General features: G+C 40.1%; 21 protein-coding genes. 12 read left to right on the top strand and 9 right to left on the bottom strand.

The features are described 5' to 3' along the window. Positions 1-14: 14 nt before the first annotated feature. Entirely contained in the window at positions 15-254 is a 240-nt protein-coding gene (locus IAR63_RS09925) for a DUF3493 domain-containing protein (protein ID WP_187705160.1), read from the top strand. A 63-nt stretch (positions 255-317) separates the two neighbouring features. Here IAR63_RS09925 and IAR63_RS09920 read toward each other — a convergent pair whose 3' ends face one another. Together IAR63_RS09920 and ccmS are read right to left on the bottom strand one after the other, a co-directional pair. Continuing rightward, complete coding sequence (locus tag IAR63_RS09920) at positions 318-929, bottom strand: hypothetical protein (protein WP_187705159.1); 612 nt, start codon at positions 927-929, stop codon at positions 318-320. 71 nt (positions 930-1,000) lie between these two features. Then, positions 1,001-1,426: a beta-carboxysome assembly chaperone CcmS gene (ccmS, locus tag IAR63_RS09915; protein WP_187705158.1), complete on the bottom strand. Its 426-nt coding sequence runs from the start codon at positions 1,424-1,426 to the stop codon at positions 1,001-1,003. 194 nt (positions 1,427-1,620) lie between these two features. Between ccmS and IAR63_RS09910 the strand changes: the two genes are divergently transcribed. Both IAR63_RS09910 and IAR63_RS09905 read left to right on the top strand, forming a co-directional pair. Next, the gene (locus tag IAR63_RS09910; RefSeq protein WP_187705157.1) at positions 1,621-2,040 is read left to right on the top strand and encodes a DUF1824 family protein; all 420 of its coding nucleotides are present in this window, start codon (positions 1,621-1,623) and stop codon (positions 2,038-2,040) included. A 66-nt stretch (positions 2,041-2,106) separates the two neighbouring features. Beyond that, positions 2,107-4,044 (top strand): ABC-F family ATP-binding cassette domain-containing protein, encoded by a 1,938-nt coding sequence (locus IAR63_RS09905; RefSeq protein ID WP_187705156.1) that lies wholly within the window; start codon positions 2,107-2,109, stop codon positions 4,042-4,044. An 18-nt stretch (positions 4,045-4,062) separates the two neighbouring features. On the opposite strand, the gene IAR63_RS09900 is transcribed toward IAR63_RS09905, so the two are convergent. Continuing rightward, positions 4,063-4,428 (bottom strand): hypothetical protein, encoded by a 366-nt coding sequence (locus IAR63_RS09900; protein WP_187705155.1) that lies wholly within the window; start codon positions 4,426-4,428, stop codon positions 4,063-4,065. 274 nt (positions 4,429-4,702) lie between these two features. Between IAR63_RS09900 and IAR63_RS09895 the strand changes: the two genes are divergently transcribed. Further along, positions 4,703-5,170 carry a phosphate-starvation-inducible PsiE family protein gene (locus tag IAR63_RS09895; protein WP_187705154.1) on the top strand — a complete coding sequence of 156 codons (468 nt, stop codon included), beginning with the start codon at positions 4,703-4,705 and terminating at the stop codon, positions 5,168-5,170. A gap of 306 nt (positions 5,171-5,476) precedes the next feature. On the opposite strand, the gene IAR63_RS09890 is transcribed toward IAR63_RS09895, so the two are convergent. Continuing rightward, complete coding sequence (locus tag IAR63_RS09890; RefSeq protein ID WP_187705153.1) at positions 5,477-5,665, bottom strand: hypothetical protein; 189 nt, start codon at positions 5,663-5,665, stop codon at positions 5,477-5,479. 253 nt (positions 5,666-5,918) lie between these two features. On the opposite strand from IAR63_RS09890, the gene thrC reads away from it, so the two are divergent. Next, on the top strand, positions 5,919-7,010 hold the full coding sequence (gene thrC / locus IAR63_RS09885) for a threonine synthase (protein ID WP_187705152.1): 1,092 nt from the start codon (positions 5,919-5,921) through the stop codon (positions 7,008-7,010). A 25-nt stretch (positions 7,011-7,035) separates the two neighbouring features. Here the strand turns inward: thrC and IAR63_RS09880 are convergent, their stop codons facing one another. Continuing rightward, on the bottom strand, positions 7,036-7,485 hold the full coding sequence (locus IAR63_RS09880; protein WP_187705151.1) for a hypothetical protein: 450 nt from the start codon (positions 7,483-7,485) through the stop codon (positions 7,036-7,038). An 85-nt stretch (positions 7,486-7,570) separates the two neighbouring features. Here IAR63_RS09880 and ndk point away from each other — a divergent pair, with 85 nt between their 5' ends. Further along, positions 7,571-8,020: a nucleoside-diphosphate kinase gene (gene ndk, locus IAR63_RS09875; RefSeq protein WP_187707433.1), complete on the top strand. Its 450-nt coding sequence runs from the start codon at positions 7,571-7,573 to the stop codon at positions 8,018-8,020. 50 nt (positions 8,021-8,070) lie between these two features. On the opposite strand, the gene IAR63_RS09870 is transcribed toward ndk, so the two are convergent. The 3 genes from IAR63_RS09870 to IAR63_RS09860 all read right to left on the bottom strand — a co-directional run bounded on the left by IAR63_RS09870 (position 8,071) and on the right by IAR63_RS09860 (position 10,167). Further along, positions 8,071-8,799 carry a TerC family protein gene (locus tag IAR63_RS09870; RefSeq protein WP_187705150.1) on the bottom strand — a complete coding sequence of 243 codons (729 nt, stop codon included), beginning with the start codon at positions 8,797-8,799 and terminating at the stop codon, positions 8,071-8,073. A gap of 177 nt (positions 8,800-8,976) precedes the next feature. Further along, complete coding sequence (locus IAR63_RS09865; RefSeq protein WP_187705149.1) at positions 8,977-9,411, bottom strand: hypothetical protein; 435 nt, start codon at positions 9,409-9,411, stop codon at positions 8,977-8,979. Positions 9,412-9,474: 63 nt separating this feature from the next. Then, complete coding sequence (locus IAR63_RS09860; protein ID WP_187705148.1) at positions 9,475-10,167, bottom strand: hypothetical protein; 693 nt, start codon at positions 10,165-10,167, stop codon at positions 9,475-9,477. Positions 10,168-10,524: 357 nt separating this feature from the next. Here IAR63_RS09860 and acs point away from each other — a divergent pair, with 357 nt between their 5' ends. Together acs and IAR63_RS09850 are read left to right on the top strand one after the other, a co-directional pair. After that, complete coding sequence (gene acs / locus IAR63_RS09855) at positions 10,525-12,495, top strand: acetate--CoA ligase (RefSeq protein WP_187705147.1); 1,971 nt, start codon at positions 10,525-10,527, stop codon at positions 12,493-12,495. A 596-nt stretch (positions 12,496-13,091) separates the two neighbouring features. Continuing rightward, complete coding sequence (locus IAR63_RS09850; protein WP_235678221.1) at positions 13,092-18,647, top strand: translocation/assembly module TamB domain-containing protein; 5,556 nt, start codon at positions 13,092-13,094, stop codon at positions 18,645-18,647. Here IAR63_RS09850 and IAR63_RS09845 read toward each other — a convergent pair. Then, positions 18,644-19,558, bottom strand: coding sequence for a carbohydrate ABC transporter permease (locus tag IAR63_RS09845; protein ID WP_187705146.1), 915 nt, complete (start codon positions 19,556-19,558; stop codon positions 18,644-18,646). The two genes, IAR63_RS09850 and IAR63_RS09845, sit on opposite strands and share 4 nt — an antisense overlap. A gap of 224 nt (positions 19,559-19,782) precedes the next feature. Between IAR63_RS09845 and pyk the strand changes: the two genes are divergently transcribed. The 4 genes from pyk to IAR63_RS09825 are packed head-to-tail and all read left to right on the top strand — an operon-like array spanning position 19,783 to position 26,414. Then, positions 19,783-21,552: a pyruvate kinase gene (gene pyk, locus IAR63_RS09840; RefSeq protein WP_187705145.1), complete on the top strand. Its 1,770-nt coding sequence runs from the start codon at positions 19,783-19,785 to the stop codon at positions 21,550-21,552. Positions 21,553-21,596: 44 nt separating this feature from the next. Then, positions 21,597-23,162: an ATP-binding protein gene (locus IAR63_RS09835; protein ID WP_187705144.1), complete on the top strand. Its 1,566-nt coding sequence runs from the start codon at positions 21,597-21,599 to the stop codon at positions 23,160-23,162. A 60-nt stretch (positions 23,163-23,222) separates the two neighbouring features. Beyond that, on the top strand, positions 23,223-24,788 hold the full coding sequence (locus tag IAR63_RS09830; RefSeq protein WP_187705143.1) for an ATP-binding protein: 1,566 nt from the start codon (positions 23,223-23,225) through the stop codon (positions 24,786-24,788). Between the two features lie 60 nt (positions 24,789-24,848). Beyond that, positions 24,849-26,414: an ATP-binding protein gene (locus IAR63_RS09825; RefSeq protein ID WP_187705142.1), complete on the top strand. Its 1,566-nt coding sequence runs from the start codon at positions 24,849-24,851 to the stop codon at positions 26,412-26,414. The last annotated feature ends 25 nt before the right edge of the window (positions 26,415-26,439 follow it).

Genomic DNA, 26,439 nt, shown 5'->3' with positions numbered 1-26,439 from the left:
CAATCTCGGAAAAAATGCTAGACCCAAATATTAAAAATCGCTTAAAAGCTGAAATAGCTTCGCCCTATAAAGGACTAAGACAATTTGTGTATATTGGTATGGGGGCTTCTGGTCTTATAGGTGCCTTTGTGTTTTTCTTTCAAATATTGGCCGGTAGGAACATTGATCAAGCTCTACCTAATTTTGCCCTGCAAGTAGGAATTGTTGCTATAATGGCGTTTTTATGGAAATGGGAACGCAAGGGCAAGACCTAGTACTACCATGGTACTTTGTCAAGACGAGAAGTTGTTTATTCTAGAAGGAACTTACCTTAAATTTTAATCATATAACCAAGCGTTATTAGAAAAGTCGTCTTTTTTTGTATCTACTTTAGACTTGTCTATAAATATTTCTGGAGGACTGTAAGATTTTCTGGGATTGATAACTAAGGACTTGGCAACATCTTTTGTTGGTTGTGTGGATTGGACAGATTGTTGGACAGATTCCCCTGTACAATTGGGTATGACTTGTTGAGCTGTTTGCCGTTTGAGTTGATTGTTTTCCTCTATTAGAGTAGAATTGGATTCAGCCAATTTTAGAGCGGTTTTTTTCGTCTCGTAGAGTTCCTTACCCAATTTCTCCGATAGAGACCTTTGTTCTGATAAGGCGTTCTTCAACTCACTGATTTCCTGCTGCATAGCAGTTTCTCGTACATGGTATCTGTTTAGGGATTCCTGAAGTTCTTGTACTGTAATTCCCCAGTGCAGACCATTAGAATTATCACTGGTGGAATTACTTGACACAGATATGGTGACAGAGTTAGATCCATCTCCAGCCAGTTCCAGATCCGGAACCTGTTTGTCCGTAGTTTCAACCACAGATTTATCCGAGGGGGGAGTGAAATTTTGAACTTCCTCTTGTAGAAGATCAGTGAGACGTTTTCTGTGCATTATATTCTCCGTGTTGAATATATTATATTGTGCTATGCGTAAATGTTTTGATGAACAGGAAAGTTAGGTAATTAAACCGCTATCTGCTCAATCATTTTCTGCTCCAACAACTCTAATAGAGTATCCACATCTTGGTTCACCCGTTCAAAGCATGTGCGGGGTGACGATTCAGGAACAAACTGAATCAACTTAATTTCTCCTTGGCCAATCCCAATCATTAAAACCTCCGTTTCTGGGTTATTATTATCTATGATTCCCAAAAGTTCTTGGAGTCGTTTTTCAACCCGTTCATTTAATTTTTCCACTGCTTCTTGAGGACAATAGACAAAGTGAGGATGAGGCTTTAAATCAATACCAATAGTCCCCTGACTATTGCCATTTTCTAACCACAAACCCCAAAATAAGGCCGCTAACTCCTGCTGATTTTCTTTGACGAACTTATCTAGCTGTTTATGCCACTTGCTATTACTTGTTTGCGGGTTTGGATTGTTAAACATAATCGGGAGAAAATTAAGTGTTAACTATTCTAACATGAACGGTGCGCCCAACTAACTAAGAATTACACAGCACCAAGCGATCGCCTAAACATAGGATAATTTGTAGAATATATAAGATGTGAGACCATACCACCTTTTGGAACCCCCTGTTCACTCTTTGAATTTAACCAGTCAACTTACAACCGGATTGCCGTATGTCAATATCTAATCCTACAAACCTGACCGTAGCAGAAGCGAAAAAGATCCTAAACAAATTTAACTGCTTAGATATAGCACCGGTTCTCAAACCCCTGGAGAAAGCCCTAACTCGGGAAGCAATCATCCTGATGACAAAACGGTCTGACTATCAGATTTTAGGCATTTGTGCTGATAATGTTGAACAGGGAATATTAGCTATGAAAACCTATTCTCACGCTTTTGGTTATCAAGCACCGGATGATTTACCTCATCCAGAAGGACCAGTGTATATCAAATTAAACGGTAAAAATGGACTATGCTACTTAGATAGTTATGTGGGACATCATCGTGGAGTCTTAGTTTCCTGTCAATCCAACTATCCTGGTGGTGTGAATGAAATGTATGGACATTTACCCCTTGATTTATTTGTGGTTTAGGGGGAATGGGAAATGGGAACAGCTATAAATATTTATGCTTAATCGAATTAAGAACTGCTAAACTATATGAGCTTAATTACACTACAATCAGTTAAAAAAGACTTTGGTATTAAAGAGATATTAAAAGAAGCGACCTTTAGTATAGATGGGACAGAGAAAGTAGGTCTGATTGGTACTAATGGTTCTGGTAAATCTACATTATTAAAGATGATAGCGGGAATAGAGCCAATAGATGGGGGACAAATTCTGACTAACTCTGGTGCAAAAATTATCTATCTACCACAACAGCCAGATATAGATGAAAACTTGACAGTTTTAGAACAGATATTTATGGATAGTGGTGAACATACGAAATTAGTGAAGGAGTATGAAGAACTTTCAGATAAATTAGCCCATTATCCCGAGGATACATTATTAATGTCCAGGTTGTCAGAAGTAATGCAGCGCATGGATGCTACTGGGGCCTGGGAATTAGAAACCAATGCTAAAATTATTCTCACGAAATTGGGAATTGGTGACTTTGAGGTGAAAGTTGGAACCTTGTCCGGGGGTTATAGAAAACGTATAGCCTTAGCCACAGCACTATTAGCTCAACCAGATGTTTTACTTATGGATGAACCAACAAACCATCTGGATGCTTTATCTGTAGAATGGCTACAAAGTTACTTAAATCGGTTTCGAGGAGCTTTGCTGCTGATTACTCATGATCGGTATTTTTTGGATAAAGTAACTAATAGAATTATAGAAATTGATAGGGGTGATATTTATACATACTCCGGTAATTATTCCTATTATTTAGAAAAGAAAGCATTGGCGGAAGAATCTGCTGTAAGCAGTCAACGTAAACATCAAGGGATATTACGAAGGGAACTGGAATGGTTGAAAAGGGGACCTAAGGCTAGGAGTACTAAGCAAAAAGCCCGAATTCAACGAGTTGAGTCCATGAGGGAAACTGAATTCAAGCAAGCTCAAGGTAAAGTTGACATTTCCACCATTGGTCGGCGCATTGGCAAAAAAGTGATTGGATTGAGTAATATTTACAAATCCTATGACGGAAAAACCCTAATTAATAACTTTAGTTATGAATTTAGTCCTGAAGATAGAATCGGCATTATTGGTGGTAATGGTACTGGTAAATCTACCCTAATGAACATGATAACTGGAAGGACTTTACCAGATGCTGGTACGGTGGAAATTGGAAGTACCATTCATATTGCTTACTTTGACCAACATTCGGAAGAGTTAATATCAGCAGTTAATGATAATCAACGGGTAATTGATTATATCAAAGAAGAGGGAGAATTTGTCAAAATTGCCGATGGGACAAAAATCACAGCTTCTCAGATGTTAGAGAGATTTTTATTTCCCGGGAGCCAACAATATGCACCTATTCATAAACTTTCTGGAGGAGAAAAACGGCGTTTATTTTTATTAAGATTATTAATTGGTGCGCCCAATGTGCTAATTTTAGATGAGCCAACTAATGATTTAGATGTCCAGACTTTATCGGTTTTGGAAGAATATCTGGAAGACTTTGTGGGATCTGTCATAGTAGTTTCCCATGATCGATATTTTTTAGATCGAACAGTAGATACTATTTTTGCTCTAGAAGAGGGTGGTAATTTACGCCAATACCCTGGAAATTATTCAGTCTATTTAGATTACAAAAAATCTGAGGAATTAACCCAACAAGAAACAATTAATGCCAAGGATAATCGCAAAGAAAAATCCAAAAACCTCACTCAACCAAAACCCGGTGATCAAGAAGTACAGAATAAAAAACGTCGACGATTATCCAACTGGGAAAAACGGGAATTTGAGCAATTGGAAGCTAAAATCGCCGATTTGGAAGCACAAAGAGCTCTAGTGGAAACATCATTACTCACTGTTGCACCAGAAAATTATACCCAAGTACAAAACCTCTATGAACAGATAGAATCGCTTAAACAAGCTATAGATGTTGCCACTGAGCGCTGGCTAGAATTAGCGGAAATGGATGTTTAGGTGGCTAGCTTAATAGGTTTAATAACTTATATCCCCTTCATCTTGCTCTATGCTCGTTACCCAAGGAATACCATTATTTACTGGTGAACTAATACTAATTCTGGCTTTATTGGCAAAGCGCCTTAATTTGTCCGCTAAGTAGGGAACGCTAGTCATGATGTTTTGGTAACTCTCAATATCGTGACATGTCATCATTAACATTAAAATACCACCATTAACTTTGAAGTACCAATGACAACTGGATAATAAAAGGCGTACTTTATTTTCACAAGCTAGAAAAAATCGTTTTTTTGTGACCTCTTCCAGTTGAGTCATTAATAATTCACTGATTTGCATGGTTTTATATGTGGGCAAATCATCCGGAGATAGGTAGGGTTTAGTCATAATAGTTGCGTCCTTTTTGAAAAGAACAATAGTTACTCTTTGGTCAATGATGACAAATTAAGATACGTCCTGATTACCAATTACCTCAGATTCCCCTTATGAATGTTTATAGAGTCAATATTTCATGATGTCTGTTTTTTCACATATTTTCTTTATAAACTGCTATACAAAACTTAATAAAGTTACCGATTGGCTCTGATTAAACATTATAAATGGTAATTTTCATTTAAGATTATTAGCTAACACCAGCAATAATAGAATTACTTGTAAGTTTATGCCTAGTGGAATAATTATAAAGGTAAGTAGTTGGTTCCATCGTGACAGAATTGTTCGCAATTTAGAAATTTTTCAGGATATTATTGTTATTTCTCTTTGTGTTGGGTTGTTTTGTGTCATGCTACTAAGATTAGGGGATATGTTTATTTCCTTCCTTCGTCCCCTTGATTTACGGGAAGTAACATCTGATATTCTGTTTATTTTAATACTTGTAGAGTTATTTCGACTCTTAGTTGACTATCTGCAAGAACATAATATATCTGTAGGTGCAGCGGTAGAAATTACTATTGTTTCAGCTTTAAGAGAGATAATTTTACGTGGAGTGTTGGAAATTCCCAAAGATCAAATTTTTGCTATCTCCATATTCTTATTGATATTATCAAGTGTTTTTATTGCCATCCCCTGGATATCTAAACTATTAGGGCACGGTCACCCGAGACCGGATCACCATCAAGATCACACCTAGGAAGATTAATATCAGCTGTTTTGGGATTTGTAAACATTCTTTAGGAGGATGTAACTAAAAACCAAGTAGGTTAAATTTATTTGGGATGTTGTTATGCACTGGATTTATATTCGGGTTTGGTTAATGGCCAAACCCTTTCTATTTTATAGCCTTATATTTCCACTAACATGGGTGTAACCGTAATGTTTCACATATCTCCTTAAACTTCAATAAACCAAATTCTCTTTTGCAATATAGTTAGCCAGAACGCTTAGAAAATTGTTGATCAGTGAAAGTTAGGTTGGGTAGACGTTCTGGCCCACCTTTTTAATGGTTAGTCTTGAGGTTTTCTGTCTTGAGGTTTTGTAAGTGTTGCAGCAGAGAGTCAATTTCCGTCTGCAGACCAATAAATTTTTCTTGCTGTTCGTCCTGGTAGTAGGCCTTAGTTAGCTTTTTTACTAGCTCACTGTGAGACTCGCAGGTCGTAACACTGGAAGATAAGGTTGACATTGACATAGTTGTTATCTTTTTTTCTGAACTAAACTCACACCACTAGAGATATTATAATAAAGTAATCTTAATCTTTATTAAAATATTGTATACTTCTGATTAGATATTCTCATCAGTCAGGTCTTTTGTAATCGACGACCGTGATCGTACCTTGTTCCTGGGATATGTAGTCCCTGACATGGTAAAGTGATTGAGACTATTAATTAATCAAATCCCAATCCTCCCATTCCCAATTTCTAGTTAAGAAGTTTAGAATACTGTGACTTTGAGCTTGTCTGTTGCTAAATCTCATCGCCAACCTTGGCCAGGTCTAATAGAAGCCTACCGCGACTACTTACCTGTAAGTGCAAACACTCCAGTGGTAACCCTACTGGAGGGTAATACACCCTTAATTCCTACGCCAGCGATCGCACAGCGCATTGGTAAACAGGTTAAGGTATTTGTTAAATATGATGGTCTCAACCCCACTGGTAGTTTTAAAGATCGGGGAATGACTATGGCTATTACCAAAGCCAAGGAAGCAGGTGCTAAGGCAGTAATTTGTGCTAGTACAGGCAACACCTCTGCTGCTGCGGCTGCCTATGCCCAAAGGGGGGGAATGCGTCCCTTTGTACTGATTCCCGATGGTTATGTGGCTTTGGGCAAGTTAGCACAGGCCCTATTGTATGGTGCCCAGGTGTTAGCTATTCAGGGCAATTTTGATAGAGCTCTGGAAATTGTGCGGGAAATGGCAGACCATTACCCCATTACCCTGGTAAATTCCGTCAATCCCTACCGGTTGGAAGGTCAGAAAACGGGAGCTTTCGAGGTAGTTGATGCTTTGGGTAATGCTCCCGATTGGCTATGTATTCCTGTGGGAAATGCTGGCAACATCACAGCATATTGGATGGGTTTTTGTCAATATCACCAAGCAGGAAAATGCGATCGCCTACCGAAAATGATGGGTTTTCAAGCAGCGGGAGCAGCACCTCTAGTTGATGGTCATCCAGTGGCAAATCCCGACACCATAGCGACGGCGATTAGGATTGGCAATCCAGCGAGTTGGGAAAAAGCGGTGCTAGCTCAAACTGCTAGTCAGGGTAGTTTTAATGCTGTCACAGATGGGGAAATTTTGGATGCTTATCGTTTGTTAGCTTCATCAGAGGGGATTTTCTGTGAACCTGCTAGTGCAGCTTCTGTAGCTGGTTTACTCAAGGTCAAGGATCAAGTGCCCACCGGTGCGACAGTGGTTTGTGTCCTCACGGGGAATGGTCTCAAAGACCCAGATACAGCTATTAAACACAGTCATGCCCAGTTTAAACAAGGTATACCAGCTAATTTAAATGCTGTAGCCCAAGCTATGGGTTTTTAATCAACCTCTCCGTTAATGAATGTTGTTAAGCTTCCACCTTGGCCTTCCACTCGGTTAGACTATCAATGGCATCACCCAGTGCTGTGGTTAGATTAATTCGGGTTTTTTGATGGTTCTCTTGTTCTAACTTTAATGCTCGTACCAGGCGATCGCGTTCTTGTGTAATGTTCAGGAGTTGATTTTTTAACTCCTCCATGGACATAAATGCATAGATTTCTATATCTCTTTGAGTAGTTTCCCATTCCTGGGAGTGAGTGCTTACATGTTCAAACAATTCAAATTCAGCTTTTAAAGCAATAATTTGTTGTTGATACATACTTGCATCAGCGCGGCGTTGTTCGGACTCAGTATTATAGAGCTGTCGCCATTTTTCACAAGTTTCCCAGGCTTGATCATGTTCTTTTTGCAGTTGCAACATTTGCTGTTGGAGGTTTTGAATTTCTGATAACCATTTTTGTGTTAAATCTTGGTTCATATTTCTTCCTGGAACTACTAGACAAAAGTGGTACATACCATTAACAATAATCGCAGATGACTTTTTTATGCCTTTGGAGACAGCTTTGGAACGCACTTTTATTGCCATTAAGCCTGATGGAGTCCAACGGGGACTTGCGGGAGAAATTATCCGTCGCTTTGAAACCAAGGGTTTTACCCTAGTGGGTTTAAAGTTTATGAAGGTCAGTAAGGAACTGGCTGAACAGCATTATGATGTTCATAAGGAAAGACCTTTTTTTGCCAGCTTGGTTGAGTTTATCACTTCTGGTCCGGTGGTGGCTATGGTTTGGCAAGGTGAAGGTGTGGTTGCATCTGCTAGAAAAATTATCGGTGCTACTAACCCCTTAACCTCAGAACCAGGCACAATTCGCGGTGATTTTGGGATTAACATTGGTCGCAACCTGATCCACGGATCTGATGCGATTGAAACTGCACAAAGAGAAATTTCACTATGGTTTAAGGAGGAGGAGTTGGTCAACTGGACACCTCATCTAGCTCCTTGGTTAGCAGAATAGATTAGGGGATTAGGAATGGGGAAGATAGATTTCCTATTCTTCCCGTTCCATTAAACCTGGGTTTTTTCCGTTTCCTCTGTTTGTTCTATTTCAACTTCACCAACAATATTCCGCTTAGAGAAACCCCAAACCAAAATTATAGCGATAGCACCCACCATTAACCATTGGGGGGGAACAAAAGCTTCGTTTAGGAACTTTAACAATAGACGTAAACCTACTAATGCCACAGTGATATAACCTGCATCTGCTAGGTTTTCATATTCATCTAACCAGCGAATAAATAGCTCCGCCATAAATCTCAGTGTAATTACCCCAATAGTTGTACCTGTTAAAACTAACCATGTTTCCTGGGAAACCGCTATGGCTGTAGTCACACTATCTAAAGAAAAAGCTAGGTCAGTAAAAGCGATTACAGGTATAGCTTGCCACAAAGATTTAAATCTTGGCCCATGGTGGTGATGATCTGCTTTTTCCTCAGATGTAAAATGTTGGAATACCAACCATAACAGATAGAGAGCGCCCAACAATTCAAATTGCCAGAATTGTTGTACCCAGGTAGCTGTTAGTAGTAGACTGATTCTCAGGATATAAGCTATAATCAGTCCTAAATTCAGAGCCCGACGTTCTAGTTTTTTATCTTCTAGTCCCTGGGCAATTACAGCTAAAGCAATAGCATTGTCTGCAGACAACACAGCTTCCAGGAAAACCAGAACCATTAGCACTATAGGTGCTTCTATACTAATATTAAATTGTAGGTACTGTGATATTTGGTCTAACATTGCAATTTTTCAGTCAGGAAGGATTTAAAATAACAGCAACTGTGGAATACGGAAAATTTCCCGGTGTTTAGCCGTTTTTCCCCAAAGTTACCAACCAGTGTACCATGATTTTAACCGATTCGGGAACTAACGCTCGCAAGCTTACTTAGTAAGTTGACTGTGACTGAGGGAACTCTCCTAATAAATCGGGAAAACATCAACCATTAATCTACTGGCTAAATCAATTAAATCCAGATCACACAAATCTAGGTAATTACTTAAAATATCCATCAGTACAGACACTTTTCGCTCCCCTGAATCAACCCCCAAATATGCTGCTAAATCTACTGCCAATTCAAAAAGTGGCCTATCCCGCAAACTATGCCTAATTTTTACCGCGATGTCATCGTTGCTTACCAAAAATTCCTTGATCTGATCCAATAACAGATTTTCTACTACCTCTTCATTTCCACCCCACTTCTCTAACCAATCCCCCTCCACATCTTCTACGTAAAGATGTACATAATTTACTCCATACTCTAACCACTCTTGCTGCATTCTGCGGGCCGCTGTTAAAATCTCAGCCAATTCATCCACTTGAGTAATGCTGTTCATTTCTTTTTGATTGAGCATAAATGCTGTTGTGATCTGGTAACATTTTAGACAATTTGGGCAACGGACATCAAAAATCCACTATCAGGAAAATTTCAAGTATTTACCCTGAGAAAGATGATCACTGTTATACAGCACCACATTTACTGACTGACGAATAAAGTCATTGTTAGCAGGATCATAACTTAGAAACAATCCTCTCTCTATTTCCCAAATTTGCAAGGCGTGTTGCCACTTGTCATATTTTTTCGCATGTAACTCTTTACTGACGCTGGTAACTTGGATACAAAGTGGTTTATGTTGATGGTTACTCACTATTAGGTCTGTAGCCATGGAAAGATCAGCAATATAGCGTTGCCAAACCTGACCCTCCCGACGTTCTATCTCTTGGGCCATTAGTCTAATAATATCATTATCCAACTGATTAAATTCCCCCGCCATAATTTTTTTCTTCCAAATGTAAAATTTGGTATCACTTGAGTTAATCCATCTAGGGAACAAATAACCATACCAATACCTTTCATTAGCGGTCATCTGCTCAAATTTTGCTTTTTTGGCCCCTGGGTCCGATGTTGATTGAATTACTAGCCAAATTCTTGAGTCTGTAATTACTTCCAGGAGAAATGCCAGCACATAGGGTTTGGCTGTTAGGGAACCGGGACGAATACATTTTACCCAACGATTGACCTCATCTAGTCTTTTGGCTAATTGGGGATCTATCGTCATGGCTGTCTGACTCAATGACTTTAGTTGCTCCTTGATATCTTTTGCTTGCAAACTAGGCCCTACTTTTGAGTAATTAACTCTACTAAACTGTTCTCAATCAACCTCATAATATCTGGATATATGGTTCATATTGTTCTTTATGTATTTCCGTTTCCTTCTTGTTAAAGTTTTGGTTTAAAAAATTTTTTGAACTGATGTCTTTTAACGACCCGGGGCTTTTGTCCGGTGCAAAATCCATCTTGAGCCAAGTATACTATACTTTGGCTATTCCATCATCTCTTAATAATTATTTACAGTCTACCGGATGACCTAGTCTACCCATGAACACTAAGTTTTTTAACAATCAATACTGTTTGGCGAGAATTTGTTATATATAGGTCTTGGTCACACCCATTTTGACAAGCAATTATGTCTCAAACAACTATAGAATCCATACTACAAGAAAAACGTCTCTTCCACCCCACCAGTAATTTCTCCCAACAGGCTAATATTAAAAGTCTAGAAGAGTACCAACTTCTATATGATGCTGCCAGGGCAAATCCTGAACTGTTTTGGGCGGATTTGGCAGAAAAAGAGTTACATTGGTTCACTAAATGGGATGCTGTCTTAGATTGGCAACCTCCCTTTGCTAAGTGGTTTGTTAATGGCAAGACTAATATATCTTATAACTGTCTTGACCGTCACCTGACAACTTGGCGTAAAAATAAGGCAGCTCTTATTTGGGAAGGTGAACCGGGGGATAGTCGCACTCTGACATACGCCCAACTTCATCGGGAAGTTTGTCAGTTTGCTAATGTTCTGAAACAATTAGGAGTGCAAAAGGGAGATCTGGTGGGTATTTATATGCCTATGATACCAGAAGCAGCCATTGCCATGTTAGCCTGTGCCAGGATTGGTGCACCTCATAGTGTTGTGTTTGGTGGATTTAGTGCTGAGGCACTGCGCGATCGATTGAATGATGCACAAGCAAAGGTAGTGGTTACGGCTGATGGAGGTTGGCGTAAGGACACAATTGTAGCTCTTAAGGAACAAGTAGATTTAGCCCTAAACAATAATTCTGTCCCCAGTGTGACGGATGTGTTAGTGGTCAAACGTACGGGACAACAAACTCAAATGGAACCGGGACGCGACCACTGGTGGCATGATTTAGGGAAGAACGTCTCCGCCGATTGTCCAGCTGAACCCATGGATAGTGAGGACATGTTATTTGTGCTCTACACATCTGGTAGTACTGGCAAACCCAAAGGAGTAGTTCATACCACAGGTGGCTATAACCTATATAGTCATATTACCACCAAATGGATTTTCGATCTTCAGGATACAGATGTCTACTGGTGCACAGCTGATGTGGGTTGGATTACGGGTCACAGTTATATAGTATATGGACCATTATCCAATGGGGCAACTACAGTCATGTACGAAGGTGCGCCCAGATCTTCTAATCCCGGTTGTTTTTGGGATGTGATTGAAAAATATGGGGTAACTATTTTCTATACCGCTCCCACGGCCATCCGAGCATTTATAAAAATGGGAGAACATCATCCAAAAGCCAGAAATCTTTCATCCCTGAGATTATTGGGTACTGTGGGAGAGCCCATCAATCCCGAAGCCTGGATGTGGTACTATAGGGTAATTGGTGGTGAACGTTGTCCGATTGTGGACACTTGGTGGCAAACGGAAACCGGTGGCATTATGATTACACCCCTACCCGGAGCCATACCAACCAAACCCGGATCTGCAACCCGTCCTTTCCCAGGTATTATAGCCGATATTGTAGACCTGGAAGGTAATTCCCTCCCTGATAACCAAGGTGGTTATTTAGCAGTGCGCTATCCCTGGCCAGGAATGATGCGAACCGTTTATGGTGATCCCGATCGGTTCCGTCGTACCTATTGGGAACACATACCCCCAAAAGAAGGCAATTACACTTATTTTGCTGGTGATGGTGCCAGAAAAGATGAAGATGGCTATTTCTGGGTGATGGGACGCGTGGACGATGTGCTCAACGTCTCTGGACACCGTTTAGGGACTATGGAAGTTGAATCTGCTCTGGTTTCCCATCCCGCTGTTGCTGAAGCTGCTGTGGTTGGTAAACCCGACGAATTAAAAGGTGAAGAAGTTGTGGCTTTCGTTACTTTAGAGGGAACTCATAAAGGAAGTGAAGAATTAAGTAAAGAATTAAAACAACACGTAGTTAAAGAAATAGGAGCGATCGCCCGTCCCGGTGAAATTAGATTTACCGATGCTTTACCAAAAACTAGATCGGGTAAAATCATGCGTCGGTTGCTACGGAGTTTAGCAGCAGGTCAAGAGGTATATGGTGACACGTCTACTTTGGAGGATCGGAGCGTGTTGGATAAATTACGAGAAGGTAATTAGGAAGGGATATTTTCCTCATTTTCATATAGATATGGCATAGATTTCTGGAAAATATCTAGGAATTAAAAGTCAAAATATTGCCTAGATTCCCAGAAATTGTGCTAACTATAGACTAGGAATTTCTCACTCAAGATTCATAATTCTATCATGTCCAACACTTCCCCTCCATCCTTCCCACAAACCCGCTCATTAATGTCTACCCAAACCTACCCAGATATTAACAATCTGGGTAGGTGGGGTGAGCGTGCATGACTCCGCCATAAAAAAGAGTTACCTACCATCAGGTAAGGTTGGCTACGAAAGACAGGTCATGACACCTACAAATTAACTCCAGTTTGTAGCTCTGTCGGTAACTTCAACAAAAGGCGAGACATCTTAGAAAGCCCTCTGAACTACCATGACAAGCCTGTTTTTCATTGTCGAGGAACACATTACTAAGGACTGGTCAAACCGACCAAATTAAACTATGTCAAACTTCGTTCCACTGGAAAGAAGCGGATAGGCATCAAACTCGAATACATGGAAAAGCCTATTCATCGCAAAGACGGTTACAGTTATGCCTGAAAAAGTACCCAAACATAAAGGAATGTCTAGCTATGTCCAGAAATTGTCGAACAGCAGCCAACTCCAGTAAAACCTTATGGTGGCTGTTTTTGACCCGTGGTAGCATAGCCTTGGGTGGGTTTGTGGTAGTTCTATTAATGGGTGGAATGTGGTGGTTGAGGGGGTTTATCCACAGGGATCTAGTACCCCTAGCACAAAATGGACTAACCTCAACTTTAAACCGTCCCGTGCTACTCGGACCAGTGAAAGAATTTTCTCTAACTGGAGTGCGGTTTGCTGCTTCTAGTATTCCCCCAACTACCACAGATTCCGATAGAATAACTGTCCAAGCAGTAGATGTAAGTTTTAACCCATGGAATTTGGTAGTTAACCGTCAAATCAAATTAGATGTTACATTAATCAACCCGGATATCTATATTGAGCAGGATAATCAGCAACGGTGGATTACCACCACTATTGCTCCCCCTAGGGAACCAGGAATCGTTAAAACTGATTTAAGCAAATTAAGTATTCGCAACGCTAGATTAGTGTTGATACCAAATCAAGGGTTGGAGAAACTAGGGAGCAGCATTACTTCATCAGTTCCCATTACTTTTGCGGGACTGTATGGTAGGGTTCAGTTATTAGATAACAATCAAAAATTTAAATTTGACCTAACTGGAAAGAATCAAAGTGGTGGTGATATTTCTATAGCGGGGGATATGGAAACTAAACCAACACTTATGGGCAATGTAAATGTAAAAACTAAAGATTTATATATAGCCGATATTAGTCGTTTAATTCCAGCAGATATAAAAGTAAGAGCGGGCAAGATTAATAGTGACATAAAAATCGAATTGACACCAGAAGATCCGGTTTTATTATATGGCAATGCAAGTTTACAAGGGGTAAATTGGCAATTAGGAAAAATACCACAACCTTTTAATAATACCCAGGGGAATATCAAGTTTCAGGGATCGGCAATTGAGATAGATAATTTGGTGGGCAATTATGGCAAAATTCCTGTGGTGGCTAAAGGTTCAATTGACCGGAAACGGGGGTTTAATTTAAGTGGAGTTGTCAATGCTGTGAGTGCTTCCCAAGCTCTAGAAACATTAAAAATTAAGTTACCTGTTCCCGTAGCTGGTGTATTAAAAGCCGATTTACAATTTTTAGGTGATATTTCTCAACCCGTGCTTTCGGGTCAGGTAAGTAATCTTAAAAATGCCCAAATTGATCGCCTGGATTTTGAGAAAGTCAGCGGCAAATTTGAACTAACTACCCGCACACCTCAGATAGATTTCAAAGAGATTCAAGTGGTATCTAGTTTAGGTGGTGAACTGACTGGAGCTGGAAAAATTACCCTAGGTCAAATACCGGAAGTAAGCATGAATTTAAGTGCCAAAAATCTAGACGGTGATGCCTTATCTCAAGTTTATAGTCAGAGAAATAATGCCGATTTTCAAATCGGTAAACTATCAGCCACCGCCAATATATCAGGAAAAACTAGCAATCTTCAGACCTGGGTAAAATGGCAAGCTCCACAAGCTACATATCCCCTAACTGGAGAAACAGTTATTAACCCCGATAACAGCATTGATTTTCCTAATATCACCGTCAATATCAATGGCAATATAGTCCGAGCTTATGGAAATTATAATCGTCAAAAGTGGCAGGCGATCGCCCAAGCAAACAATATCAGATTAGCAAATCTTGAAAGCCTATTGAAAACCAAACTAGAAAATAACCTAGACAATATTAACCTAACCGACGCAGAGCTTAATGGTAAGTTAATTGTGTCGGGAACTTCTGACGACTTAAAAATTACTAATATTCAACCAGAGCAGTTAAATATCAATATTGCGGGTGGTAGAATAGGGCTTTCTGGTGTAGAACTAAATAACAATAAATTTACTGCCCACCTGGTCACTGAGAATCTGCAGGTTGCCAAAATACTTAGGCAATCCCCACCCATTCTTAATTATCCTTTAGGGGGTAAATTAACTATTGTTGGTGACACAGAAAATATAAATCTCAAAACCTTAAATGCTAGTGGACAAGCTAGACTACAAATTGATAATGGTGGAATTCACATCCAGAAAATCAGAGTTAGTGATGGCAATTATCAAGCTAAAGTAGCAATTGCTAACTTGCCCATACAAAAATTAGCATCCATGCCACCTGAATTAAAGGGAGGATTAGGAGGTCAGTTAAATATTGCTGGATCTCTAGAAAATTTGCAACCGGAAAATATTCAAATAAATGGAGTAGCAGGAATAAATATTGCCGGGGGAAAAATTACTGCTTCTGGAATTAAAATTAGTAAAGGTTCTTACCAAGCCATGGTCAGCGGTTATGGTATAAAATTAAATCGGATCAATAAACAACTGGCCGGTGAAATTGGTGTAAAATTACAACTAGCTGGTATTCTAGGGTCAGCTAAATTGGCGGATGTGCGTGCAGCAGGTGAGGTACAATTTAATCAAATTAGGGGAGGGATTAACTCACCCATAGCAGCTGGTATATATTGGAGTGGTCAGCAATTAAACATTGCCCAACTTAGGGGTAGTAACTTCCATGCCAAAGGTTATATTTTGGCCAATGCTCAACAACCAGGAATGCCAGAATTTGGCGAACTGAAAATTAGTTTGCAAGCCCAAGATTATGATTTTCAACAATTGCCATTTTCCGTTCCTTTAAAAGTAAGAGGAAAGGCAGATTTTCAAGGCGAAATTACTGGTAAAATTACTACCCCTAATGTTATAGGTAGGCTAGGTTTAAAAAACTTACAGGTAGAGAAATTTTCCTTTGAACCATTATTAGATGGCAACATTAACTTAGTTCAAGGTCAAGATTTAAGTTTGGATTTATCTGGCAAAACAGATAGATTGACTGCCAACTTAAAGACTAATAACAAAATGAATAATCTATCGGGTAGGTTTTTAGTCAAGTTGCAACAAATGTCAGTTGAGGGAAACTTGGCACGGGAGAACTTGGCTATTGAAGCTAACAACTTACCCCTGGAAAAGTTAAACTTTAATTTACCGGATAATCCAATTATAGGTAAGGGAAGTATAGCTGGCTTATTGACTGGAAACCTGCAGATAAATTACAGTAATTTAGCCAGCAGAGGAAATATTGAGATCATTAAACCCCAACTAGCTAGAATTAAGGGAGACCTGTTTAAGACAGAATTCGATTATAACACCAATGGTAAGAGAACTACTATCACAAATGGGGAATTTGTCAGTGGTGAAAGTCGCTATCTATTTGATGGCAGTTTGCAACAAACTCGCCAGGGACCGGAATTACAAAGTAAAATCAGTATCAGTCAAAGCAAAATCGAAAATTTACTCACCCTGGCACAAATCTTTGAACTTCAAGATTTGGGAAGGGGTTTCAGATTGCCAAAATATGGCGTAGCAGCTGATTTGAAAATCAACTCACTGACTAAAGTAAATCCATCTTTAGGAGAAAGAATACAACAACTTGACAAGGTTGATGAAATTATTGCAGCAGAAAATAAAAATCGCTCCAATTCTCAACCTATTCCAGATTTGAAAGATATCAAAGGAACTTTTGGCGGTGATATTGATGTGAACATGAGTGCAAGAACTGGACTAGCACTAAAATTTAAACTAGCAGGAGAAAACTTTGCTTGGGGTAGACCAACCGAACCTGATCGCTTTTATAAAGTGGAAAAAATTCTGGCAGAGGGCAATTTGGAGCGAGGGATCTTAAGCTTGCAACCGCTGCGGATTCAAGAAAGAAACCAGCTCCTATCCTTTACTGGAAATATAGGTGGTGCAACACAGTCGGGAAAATTAACGGTTAACAATCTTTCCACAAAAATATTAAACAGATTTGTCAAATTGCCAGTGGGAATTAATGGTAATATTAATGTTGATGCAGCGATCGCCGGTAGTTTAGCTAATCCTCAAACTAGAGGAGAATTAACAATTACAGAAGCACAACTTAATCAAAAGCCTATAGAGTCGGCAAATGCAAGTTTTAGTTATACTGATGGCCGTTTAAGGTTCGACAGTAAAATTTTGGCCTCTGGTAGAGAACCAGTTGAGATTAACGGGGATATTCCCTATAAATTACCATTTGCATCCGTGGTACCAAATAGCAACATTATCCTAAACATGAAGGTGAAAAATGAGGGTTTAGGACTGTTGAATTTGTTTACGGATCAAGTATCTTTTGAAAATGGTGAAGGTGAAGTAAATTTAGCCATTCGGGGAACTCAAAGAAAACCAATAGTTAAAGGTATTGCTTCTCTAAAAAATGCCACATTTCTAGTGCCAAACTTAGTGGATAAACTTACGGATGTTTCCGGACAAGCGGACTTCGACTTTGATAGAGTATCGGTGAATAATGTCCAAGGACTATTTAGTAAAGGTAAAATAGAAGTTGCAGGAGAAATTCCCATTTTTACTAGTAAAAATATCCAAATCAATAACCCTTTGAGTGTCAAGCTGGAACAATTATTACTAAATATCAAGGGATTGTACAAAGGTAATGCCAGTGGTAATTTAGTAATCACTGGATCTGCATTACAACCACTGATAGGTGGTGATATAGCATTATCAAATGGGCAAGTTTTACTCACAGAATCTCAAACTGCTAATTCATCCCAAACTGAGGATGGAATTGGTAGTCCACCCTATCAAAATAACCTATCCCCCCTATTACCTATTCCTACTAAACAGGTAAAACCTACCAATCAAAATAATAGTGGATCTATGAGATTTCAAGATCTGCAAATTACCTTAGAGCAGGGGATGCAAATAGCCAGTCCACCTGTATTCAATTTCCTTTCCAGGGGAAAGTTAAATATTAATGGTGAATTAAATAATCTCATCCCTACAGGAAGTATTAGATTATTTAGGGGAGGAGTAAATTTATTTACCACTCAATTTAATTTAATACGTAACTATGAGCACACAGCCACTTTTAGGGAATTCAGACCCCGTATACCTGAATTAGATGTGAAACTTTTTGCCAAGGTATTGGATGGGATCAAGACTACAGATCTAACCAGGGAAATTTCTACAGGATTATCCAAATTAGAAACTATCCGGATAGAAGCACGGGTTAAGGGTTATGCAGATCAGTTGAATGATAATCTGGAAATGAAAAGTATTCCCTCCCGCTCTCAAACCGAAATTATTACTTTGCTGGGGGGATTAGGGAGTGAATTTGTTGATAACCAAACGCGTGGTGACACCACATTTGGTTTGATTAATATTGCTGGATCTGCTGTGGCAAATTATTTACAAATGGGGTTTAATTTTATTCGCGATGCTATTGGATTAAGTGAGTTACGGGTTTTTCCTACAGTTCTATCTCAGAAACCACAATCTAATAGAACTAATTCCAGTTTCATTAATTCAACTTTAACTAATTCAACAGTGGAATTGGCTTTGGAAGCTGGTATGGATATCTTTGACAAGTTTTCTTTCTCAACTATTAAAATTATTACTACTCAGGATCCTTTACAATGGGGTTTCAACTATAGACTAGACGACAACTTACGCCTTCGTGGGTCTAGTAACTTCACAGATGATACTCGTGGGGTAATTGAGTTTGAAAGAAGATTTTAACGCTCTCGGGTAATTCCTATCTGTAAATAGGATAATCCTAAAATGATCACGAATAGGACTAACCCAATAGTACAAGCGTACGTCAATTGTAGATTACTAAACGCTTGCTCATATAAGTAATAAACAACTGTTTTAGAGCTATTGAGAGGTCCACCACCAGTCATAATGTAAACTTCTTCAAAAACTTTAGTAGCGGAAATAGCGGAAATAACTGCTACTAGAGCTAAATAGGGACGCATTAGGGGAATAGTAATGTCTATATGTTGACGAATACCTTCAGAACCGTCAATAGCAGCAGCTTCATAAATGTCTTCGGGAATAGATTGTAAACCAGCTAGATAAATAACCATGTAATATCCCAAACCCTTCCAAATAGTCACAACCATAACGCTGGCCAGGGAAATGGGCACAATTCCTAAAATTTTATCTGGACTGGTTAACCAAGGAATCCCATCGGTAAAGATACCCAAAGTTTTGATTAATTGATTTAATAAACCATTTTCTGCATATAACCATTTCCAAGCAATACCAGCAACTACCATGGAAATTACTACGGGTGTGTAATAAGCAGTTCTAAACCAACTCATTCCCCGTAATTTTTGATTCACTAAAATTGCTAGAAGTAAGGGTAGAATAACTAGAACTGGTACAACTCCCACCAGGTAAACAATAGTATTAACTAGGGTTAGCCAGAATATGGGGTCGTACCATAACCGGACAAAGTTGTCAATACCTATAAATTTGGGGGACTCCCCAATATCTTGATAGGTGGTAAAACTCAGGTAAAAAGCTTGCAGTGCAGGTACAAAAACGGTTAAGCTCAGCAAAAACAAAGCAGGTATTAAAAAGAAATAGGGGGTCAGTTTTTGTTTGATTCTGTTCCAGGTTTTGAATGTTAGTTGATTGGTCATGGCTTTGTTACTATTGTTAATCGGGATTTAAATATGTTTAAGTTTCCTATAGGTTTTGTATAGATTTCCGATTCTGAATTAATTGTAGTAAGATTTAATCGCAGTGATGCTGATTAGATGAGGAATAGATTGATTCATTGACATTGATATAGTAATCACTAAAAGAGTTAGCTGCTTAACTTACCATTATTTCCCAGATAGATCCCAACAATCCTAAAATCCACATGTCGCAATTAAGAGATTCTCTGCGTCGCACCAAAATCGTTGCTACCATCGGACCTGCTACCAGCAGTCCAGAAATTCTAAAAGCTATTATTGAAGCTGGAGCAACCACTCTAAGATTAAATTTTTCCCATGGCACCCACGCTGATCATCAGCGCAGTATACGTTTGATTAGACAAACCGCTTTTGAGCTAAACAGACCAGTAGCAATCTTGCAAGATTTACAAGGACCTAAAATTCGTCTAGGTAAATTTGATAATGGTTTTATCATGCTATCTAAAGGCGATCGCTTTACTCTAACAAATCGTCCAGTAGTGGGGAATGAAGAAATTAGCTGTGTCACCTATGATTATCTAGCAGAGGAAGTGCCAATTGGGTCAAAAATTCTCCTTGATGATGGTCGAGTAGAAATGGTGGTGGAAGAAATTAACCGTGACAAAGGAGATTTACATTGTCGAGTCACAGTTGCGGGTAAACTTTCTAACAACAAGGGGGTCAACTTTCCCGGAGTGTATTTGTCTATTAAAGCCATGACCGATAAGGATCGAGAGGATCTGATGTTTGGTTTAGATCAGGGAGTGGATTGGGTAGCTCTGTCCTTTGTGCGTAATCCCCAAGACATTATAGAAATCAAAGAATTAATTTCCAGCACTGGTAAGAATGTGCCCGTAGTTGCCAAGATTGAGAAACACGAAGCCATCGAACAAATGGAAGAAGTTCTTTCCTTGTGTGATGGAGTAATGGTTGCTAGAGGTGATTTAGGGGTGGAACTACCTGCAGAAGATGTTCCCGTGCTGCAAAAGCGATTAATTGCCACGGCTAACCGTTTGGGCATTCCCATTATCACTGCTACTCAAATGTTAGATAGCATGGTCAGCAATCCTCGTCCAACTCGTGCTGAAGTGTCTGACGTTGCCAACGCGATTTTAGATGGTACAGATGCGGTAATGCTTTCCAATGAGACGGCGGTAGGTAACTATCCGGTAGAAGCAGTAGCTACTATGGCCAGAATAGCAGAGCGTATTGAACAGGAACAGATAAATACCAGTTCTCGTTTAGGAACAGATGATAAACGTTCTATTCCTAATGCTATTAGTCAAGCTGTGGGACAGATTGCCGAGAACTTAGGTGCAGCAGCAATTATGACCTTAACCCAAACGGGAGCAACTGCGCGCAATGTTTCTAAATACCGTCCCAAAACGCCCATTTTAGCTATCACACCTCATGTAAACGTGGCTAGACAATTACAAATGGTTTGGGGTGTTAGACCTTTACTGGTATTGGACTTGCCTTCCACTGGCCAAACATTCCAAGCTGCCATTAACGTAGCCCAGGAAAAAAGCCTCTTGAGTGAGGGGGATTTGGTGGTAATGACTGCTGGTACATTGCAGGGAGTTTCTGGGTCTACAGACTTAATTAAAGTGGAAGTAGTCACAGCTATATTAGGCCAAGGAATTGGTTTAGGGCAGGGTTCTGTTAGTGGTCGTGCAAGAGTTGTGCGCAGTGGTATAGACGCAACCAATTTCAGTCAAGGAGACATTTTAGTAGCATCCAGCACCGGAGCAGATTGTGTGGAAGCAATCCGTAAGGCTAGTGGTATTATTACGGAGGAGGAGAGTTTGAATAGTCATGCTGCTGTAATTGGACTGAGATTAGGAGTACCGGTAATAGTGGGTGTCAAGCAAGCGACCCAAGTAATAAAAGATGGGACAATTTTGACTTTAGATATGCAGCGGGGATTAGTCTATTCTGGTGCGGTGAGTACAAGATGAACATGCTCTATTACATTTCTAAGAAATTGCAGTGATCATTACACATGAGCCAAGAAGTAAACCTAAAAAACTTGCCTTTGGGGATAAACACGCTAGATAAACTGCGTGGTAGTGACTGTGTCTATGTGGACAAGACGCGTTTGGCATTAAAACTGATTAAACAACCTGGTGCGTTTTTTTTGTCACGACCAAGACGCTTTGGTAAAAGTCTATTTGTGGATACCCTGAAGGAGATATTCGAGGCGAATGAAAAATTGTTTGAGGGGCTCTATATTCATGACAAATGGGACTGGAGTCGTAAGTTTCCCGTAATTAAGATTGATTTTGCGGATGGGGTATTAAAAAACCGAGAAGAGTTAGATGAAAAGATTCGGGATGTTCTCTGGACTAATGGCGATCGCCTGGGGGTTGGCTCGAAAAAGAAGAGTATCAGCGGGATTTTTGGAGAAATCATCGCTGGTGCAAGGGAGCAGTTCGGTGAAAGGGTAGTGGTGCTGGTAGATGAATACGACAAACCAATTCTCGATAATATAGATAACCCAAATATCGCCGCTGAAATGCGAGAGGGACTGAAAAACCTTTACTCAGTGTTGAAGAGTCAAGATGCCAACCTCCAGTTCGTATTTATGACTGGAGTCACTAAGTTCTCCAAGGTCAGCCTATTTAGTGGTATAAATCAACTCAAGGACATCACTATTAGCGAAGCCTACTCATCCATCTGTGGTTATACTGAAACGGACCTGCGGGAGTCCTTAGGTGACCACCTTGAGGGAGTGGATTGGGATGCAGTACGTCATTGGTACAATGGTTATAATTGGACAGGTTCAGAGACCGTTTACAATCCCTATGACATCCTCCTCTTCATTAGCGAAGGCATGAAATTTCGCAACTACTGGTTTGAGACGGGTAGTCCCAGCTTTCTGCTCAAGCTGTTCCAGAAGGAGCAGTATTTCCTACCTAATTTGGAGGGAATCCAGGTAACCGAGGAGATACTCGATTCCTTTGATGTGGAGCAGATTAATCCAGTGACCCTCCTGTTTCAGTCTGGTTATCTGACCATTAAGGACACATTTACAGATATCAACCAAATGGTGTTTTGCTTGGGCATACCCAATATGGAGGTGAAGATTGCCCTCAACAACCAGTTTATCAACGCCTATGCTAACTTAGTCAACGAAAAGTTAGGTATACAAAGACTGATACATACCCAACTGCGTTCTGGAGATGTAGAAGGCTTAGTCAGCACCATCAAGCGATTATTTGCCTCCATTCCTTGGCGGAATTTCACTAATAACGACCTAGCAGATTTTGAAGGATATTATGCCTCGGTAATTTACGCCTTTCTCAGTTCCTTGGATGGTCGAGTTATCCCAGAAGATATCACCAATCATGGTCAGTCGGACTTAACTGTTATGGTGGAGGGACACATCTATGTGATGGAAATCAAGGTGGTAGAGGGGAATGAAGTCCAGGGAAATCCAGCACTTGACCAAATCCTCCAGCGAAACTATGCTGAAAAATACCGTGGGGAACCGGGAAAATATGTCCATGAAATAGGTTTGATATTTAGCCGCAGCCAAAGGAACCTTATACAAGCGAATTGGCAATAAGTCTAGTTAATAATTGATCTGCTCTAATAAGAGACTAATTTATTGGATGAATCATTACACATGAGCCAAGAAGTAGACTTAAAAAACTTGCCGTTAGGGATAAACACGCTAGATAAAATGCGTGGTAGTAATTGTGTCTATGTGGACAAAACGAGTTTCGCATTAAAATTGATTAAACAACCTGGAGCATTTTTTCTGTCGCGACCAAGACGCTTTGGCAAAAGTCTATTTGTGGATACCCTGAAGGAGATATTCGAGGGGAATGAAAAATTGTTTGAAGGGCTCTATATTCATGACAAATGGGACTGGAGTCGTAAATTCCCAGTAATTAAGATTGATTTTGCTGGTGGTGTGCTCAGAAACCGGGAGGAGTTGGACAAAAAAATTAATGGTGTGCTGTTGAAAACCACAAAATCCTTGAGGATTAACTGCGAACTGGACGATATTCAAGGACGCTTTGGAGAAATCATCGCTGGTGCAAGGGAGCAGTTTGGTGAAAGGGTAGTGGTGCTGGTAGATGAATACGACAAACCGATTCTCGATAATATAGATAACCCAAATATCGCCGCTGAAATGCGAGAGGGACTGAAAAACCTTTACTCAGTGTTGAAGAGTCAAGATGCCAACCTCCAGTTCGTGTTTATGACTGGAGTCACTAAGTTCTCCAAGGTCAGCCTATTTAGTGGGATTAATCAACTCAAGGACATCACTATTAGCGAAGCCTACTCATCCATCTGTGGTTATACTGAAACCGACCTGCGGGAGTCCTTCGGTAACCACCTTGAGGGAGTGGATTGGGATGCGCTGCGCCATTGGTACAATGGTTATAATTGGACAAGTTCAGAGACTGTTTATAACCCCTACGATATCCTGCTCTTCATTAGCGAAGGCATGAGATTTCGCAACTACTGGTTTGAGACGGGTAGTCCCAGCTTTTTACTCAAACTGTTCCAGAAGGAGCAGTATTTCCTACCTAATTTGGAGGGAATCCAGGTAACCGAGGAGATACTCGATTCCTTTGATGTGGAGCAGATTAATCCAGTGACCCTCCTGTTTCAGTCTGGTTATCTGACCATTAAGGACACATTTACAGATATCAACCAAATGGTGTTTTGCTTGGGCATACCCAATATGGAGGTGAAGATTGCCCTCAACAACCAGTTTATCAACGCCTATGCTAACTTAGTCAACGAAAAGTTAGGTATACAAAGACTGATACATACCCAACTGCGTTCTGGAGATGTAGAAGGCTTAGTCAGCACCATCAAGCGATTATTTGCCTCCATTCCTTGGCGGAATTTCACTAATAACGACCTAGCAGATTTTGAAGGATATTATGCCTCGGTAATTTACGCCTTTCTCAGTTCCTTGGATGGTCGAGTTATCCCAGAAGATATCACCAATCATGGTCAGTCGGACTTAACTGTTATGGTGGAGGGACACATCTATGTGATGGAAATCAAGGTGGTAGAGGGGAATGAAGTCCAGGGAAATCCAGCACTTGACCAAATCCTCCAGCGAAACTATGCTGAAAAATACCGTGGGGAACCGGGAAAATATGTCCATGAAATAGGTTTGATATTTAGCCGCAGCCAAAGGAACCTTATACAAGCGAATTGGCAATAAGTCTAGTTAATAATTGATCTGCTCTAATAAGAGACTAATTTATTGGATGAATCATTACACATGAGCCAAGAAGTAGACTTAAAAAACTTGCCGTTAGGGATAAACACGCTAGATAAAATGCGTGGTAGTAATTGTGTCTATGTGGACAAAACGAGTTTCGCATTAAAATTGATTAAACAACCTGGAGCATTTTTTCTGTCGCGACCAAGACGCTTTGGCAAAAGTCTATTTGTGGATACCCTGAAGGAGATATTCGAGGGGAATGAAAAATTGTTTGAAGGGCTCTATATTCATGACAAATGGGACTGGAGTCGTAAATTCCCAGTAATTAAGATTGATTTTGCTGGTGGTGTGCTCAGAAACCGGGAGGAGTTGGACAAAAAAATTAATGGTGTGCTGTTGAAAACCACAAAATCCTTGAGGATTAACTGCGAACTGGACGATATTCAAGGACGCTTTGGAGAAATCATCGCTGGTGCAAGGGAGCAGTTTGGTGAAAGGGTAGTGGTGCTGGTAGATGAATACGACAAACCGATTCTCGATAATATAGATAACCCAAATATCGCCGCTGAAATGCGGGAGGGACTGAAAAACCTTTACTCAGTGTTGAAGAGTCAAGATGCCAACCTCCAGTTCGTGTTTATGACTGGAGTCACTAAGTTCTCTAAGGTCAGCCTATTTAGTGGGATTAATCAACTAACGGACATCACTATTAGCGAAGCCTACTCATCCATCTGTGGTTATACTGAAACCGACCTGCGGGAGTCCTTCGGTAACCACCTTGAGGGAGTGGATTGGGATGCACTGCGCCATTGGTACAATGGTTATAATTGGACAGGTTCAGAGACTGTTTATAACCCCTACGATATCCTGCTCTTCATTAGCGAAGGCATGAAATTTCGCAACTACTGGTTTGAGACGGGTAGTCCCACATTCCTAGTCAAGTTGTTTCAAACCAATCGCTATTTCCTTCCCAACCTGGAACATTTGGAGGTTACAGAGGAGATATTGGAATGCTTTGAAGTGGAAAAGATTAATCCAGTTACCTTGTTGTTTCAATCAGGGTATTTGACTATTGAACGAACCTTTACCCGTCGCCAACGCTACATGTTTGCACTGAAAATTCCCAACTTGGAAGTTCGTCTGGCATTGAATGACCAGTTTATTAACGCCTATACGGAAACTGTGAACGAAAAGAGTGGGATTCAATACTCTCTATACGAGTTTATGAATAGAGGGGATGTGGAATCAATGATTATGGCGATTAAGAGATTATTTGCGGGTATTCCCTGGCGTAATTTCACTAATAATGACCTAGCGGATTTTGAAGGATATTATCCCTCTGTGATTTACGCCTTCTTGAGTTCCTTAGATGCTCGAGTTATCCCGGAGGACATTAGCAACTATGGTCAAGCGGATATAACCGCCATGCTTGGAGCCCATATCTATGTGATGGAAATCAAGGTGGTAGAGGGGAATGAAGTCCAGGGAAATCCAGCACTTGACCAAATCCTCCAAGGAAACTATGCTGAAAAATACCGTGGGGAACCAGGAAAATATGTCCATGAAATAGGTTTGATATTTAGCCGCACTCAACGGAACCTTATACAAGCGGACTGGCACTGAATTTTGATTTTGCAACAATGGGGTG

Origin of the sequence: Cylindrospermopsis curvispora GIHE-G1 (assembly GCF_014489415.1) — a bacterium.
GTDB classification, from domain to species: Bacteria; Cyanobacteriota; Cyanobacteriia; order Cyanobacteriales; family Nostocaceae; genus Raphidiopsis; species Raphidiopsis curvispora_A.
Note: the sequence above shows the minus strand (reverse complement) of the source record. Positions and strands in the feature narration are given on the sequence as shown.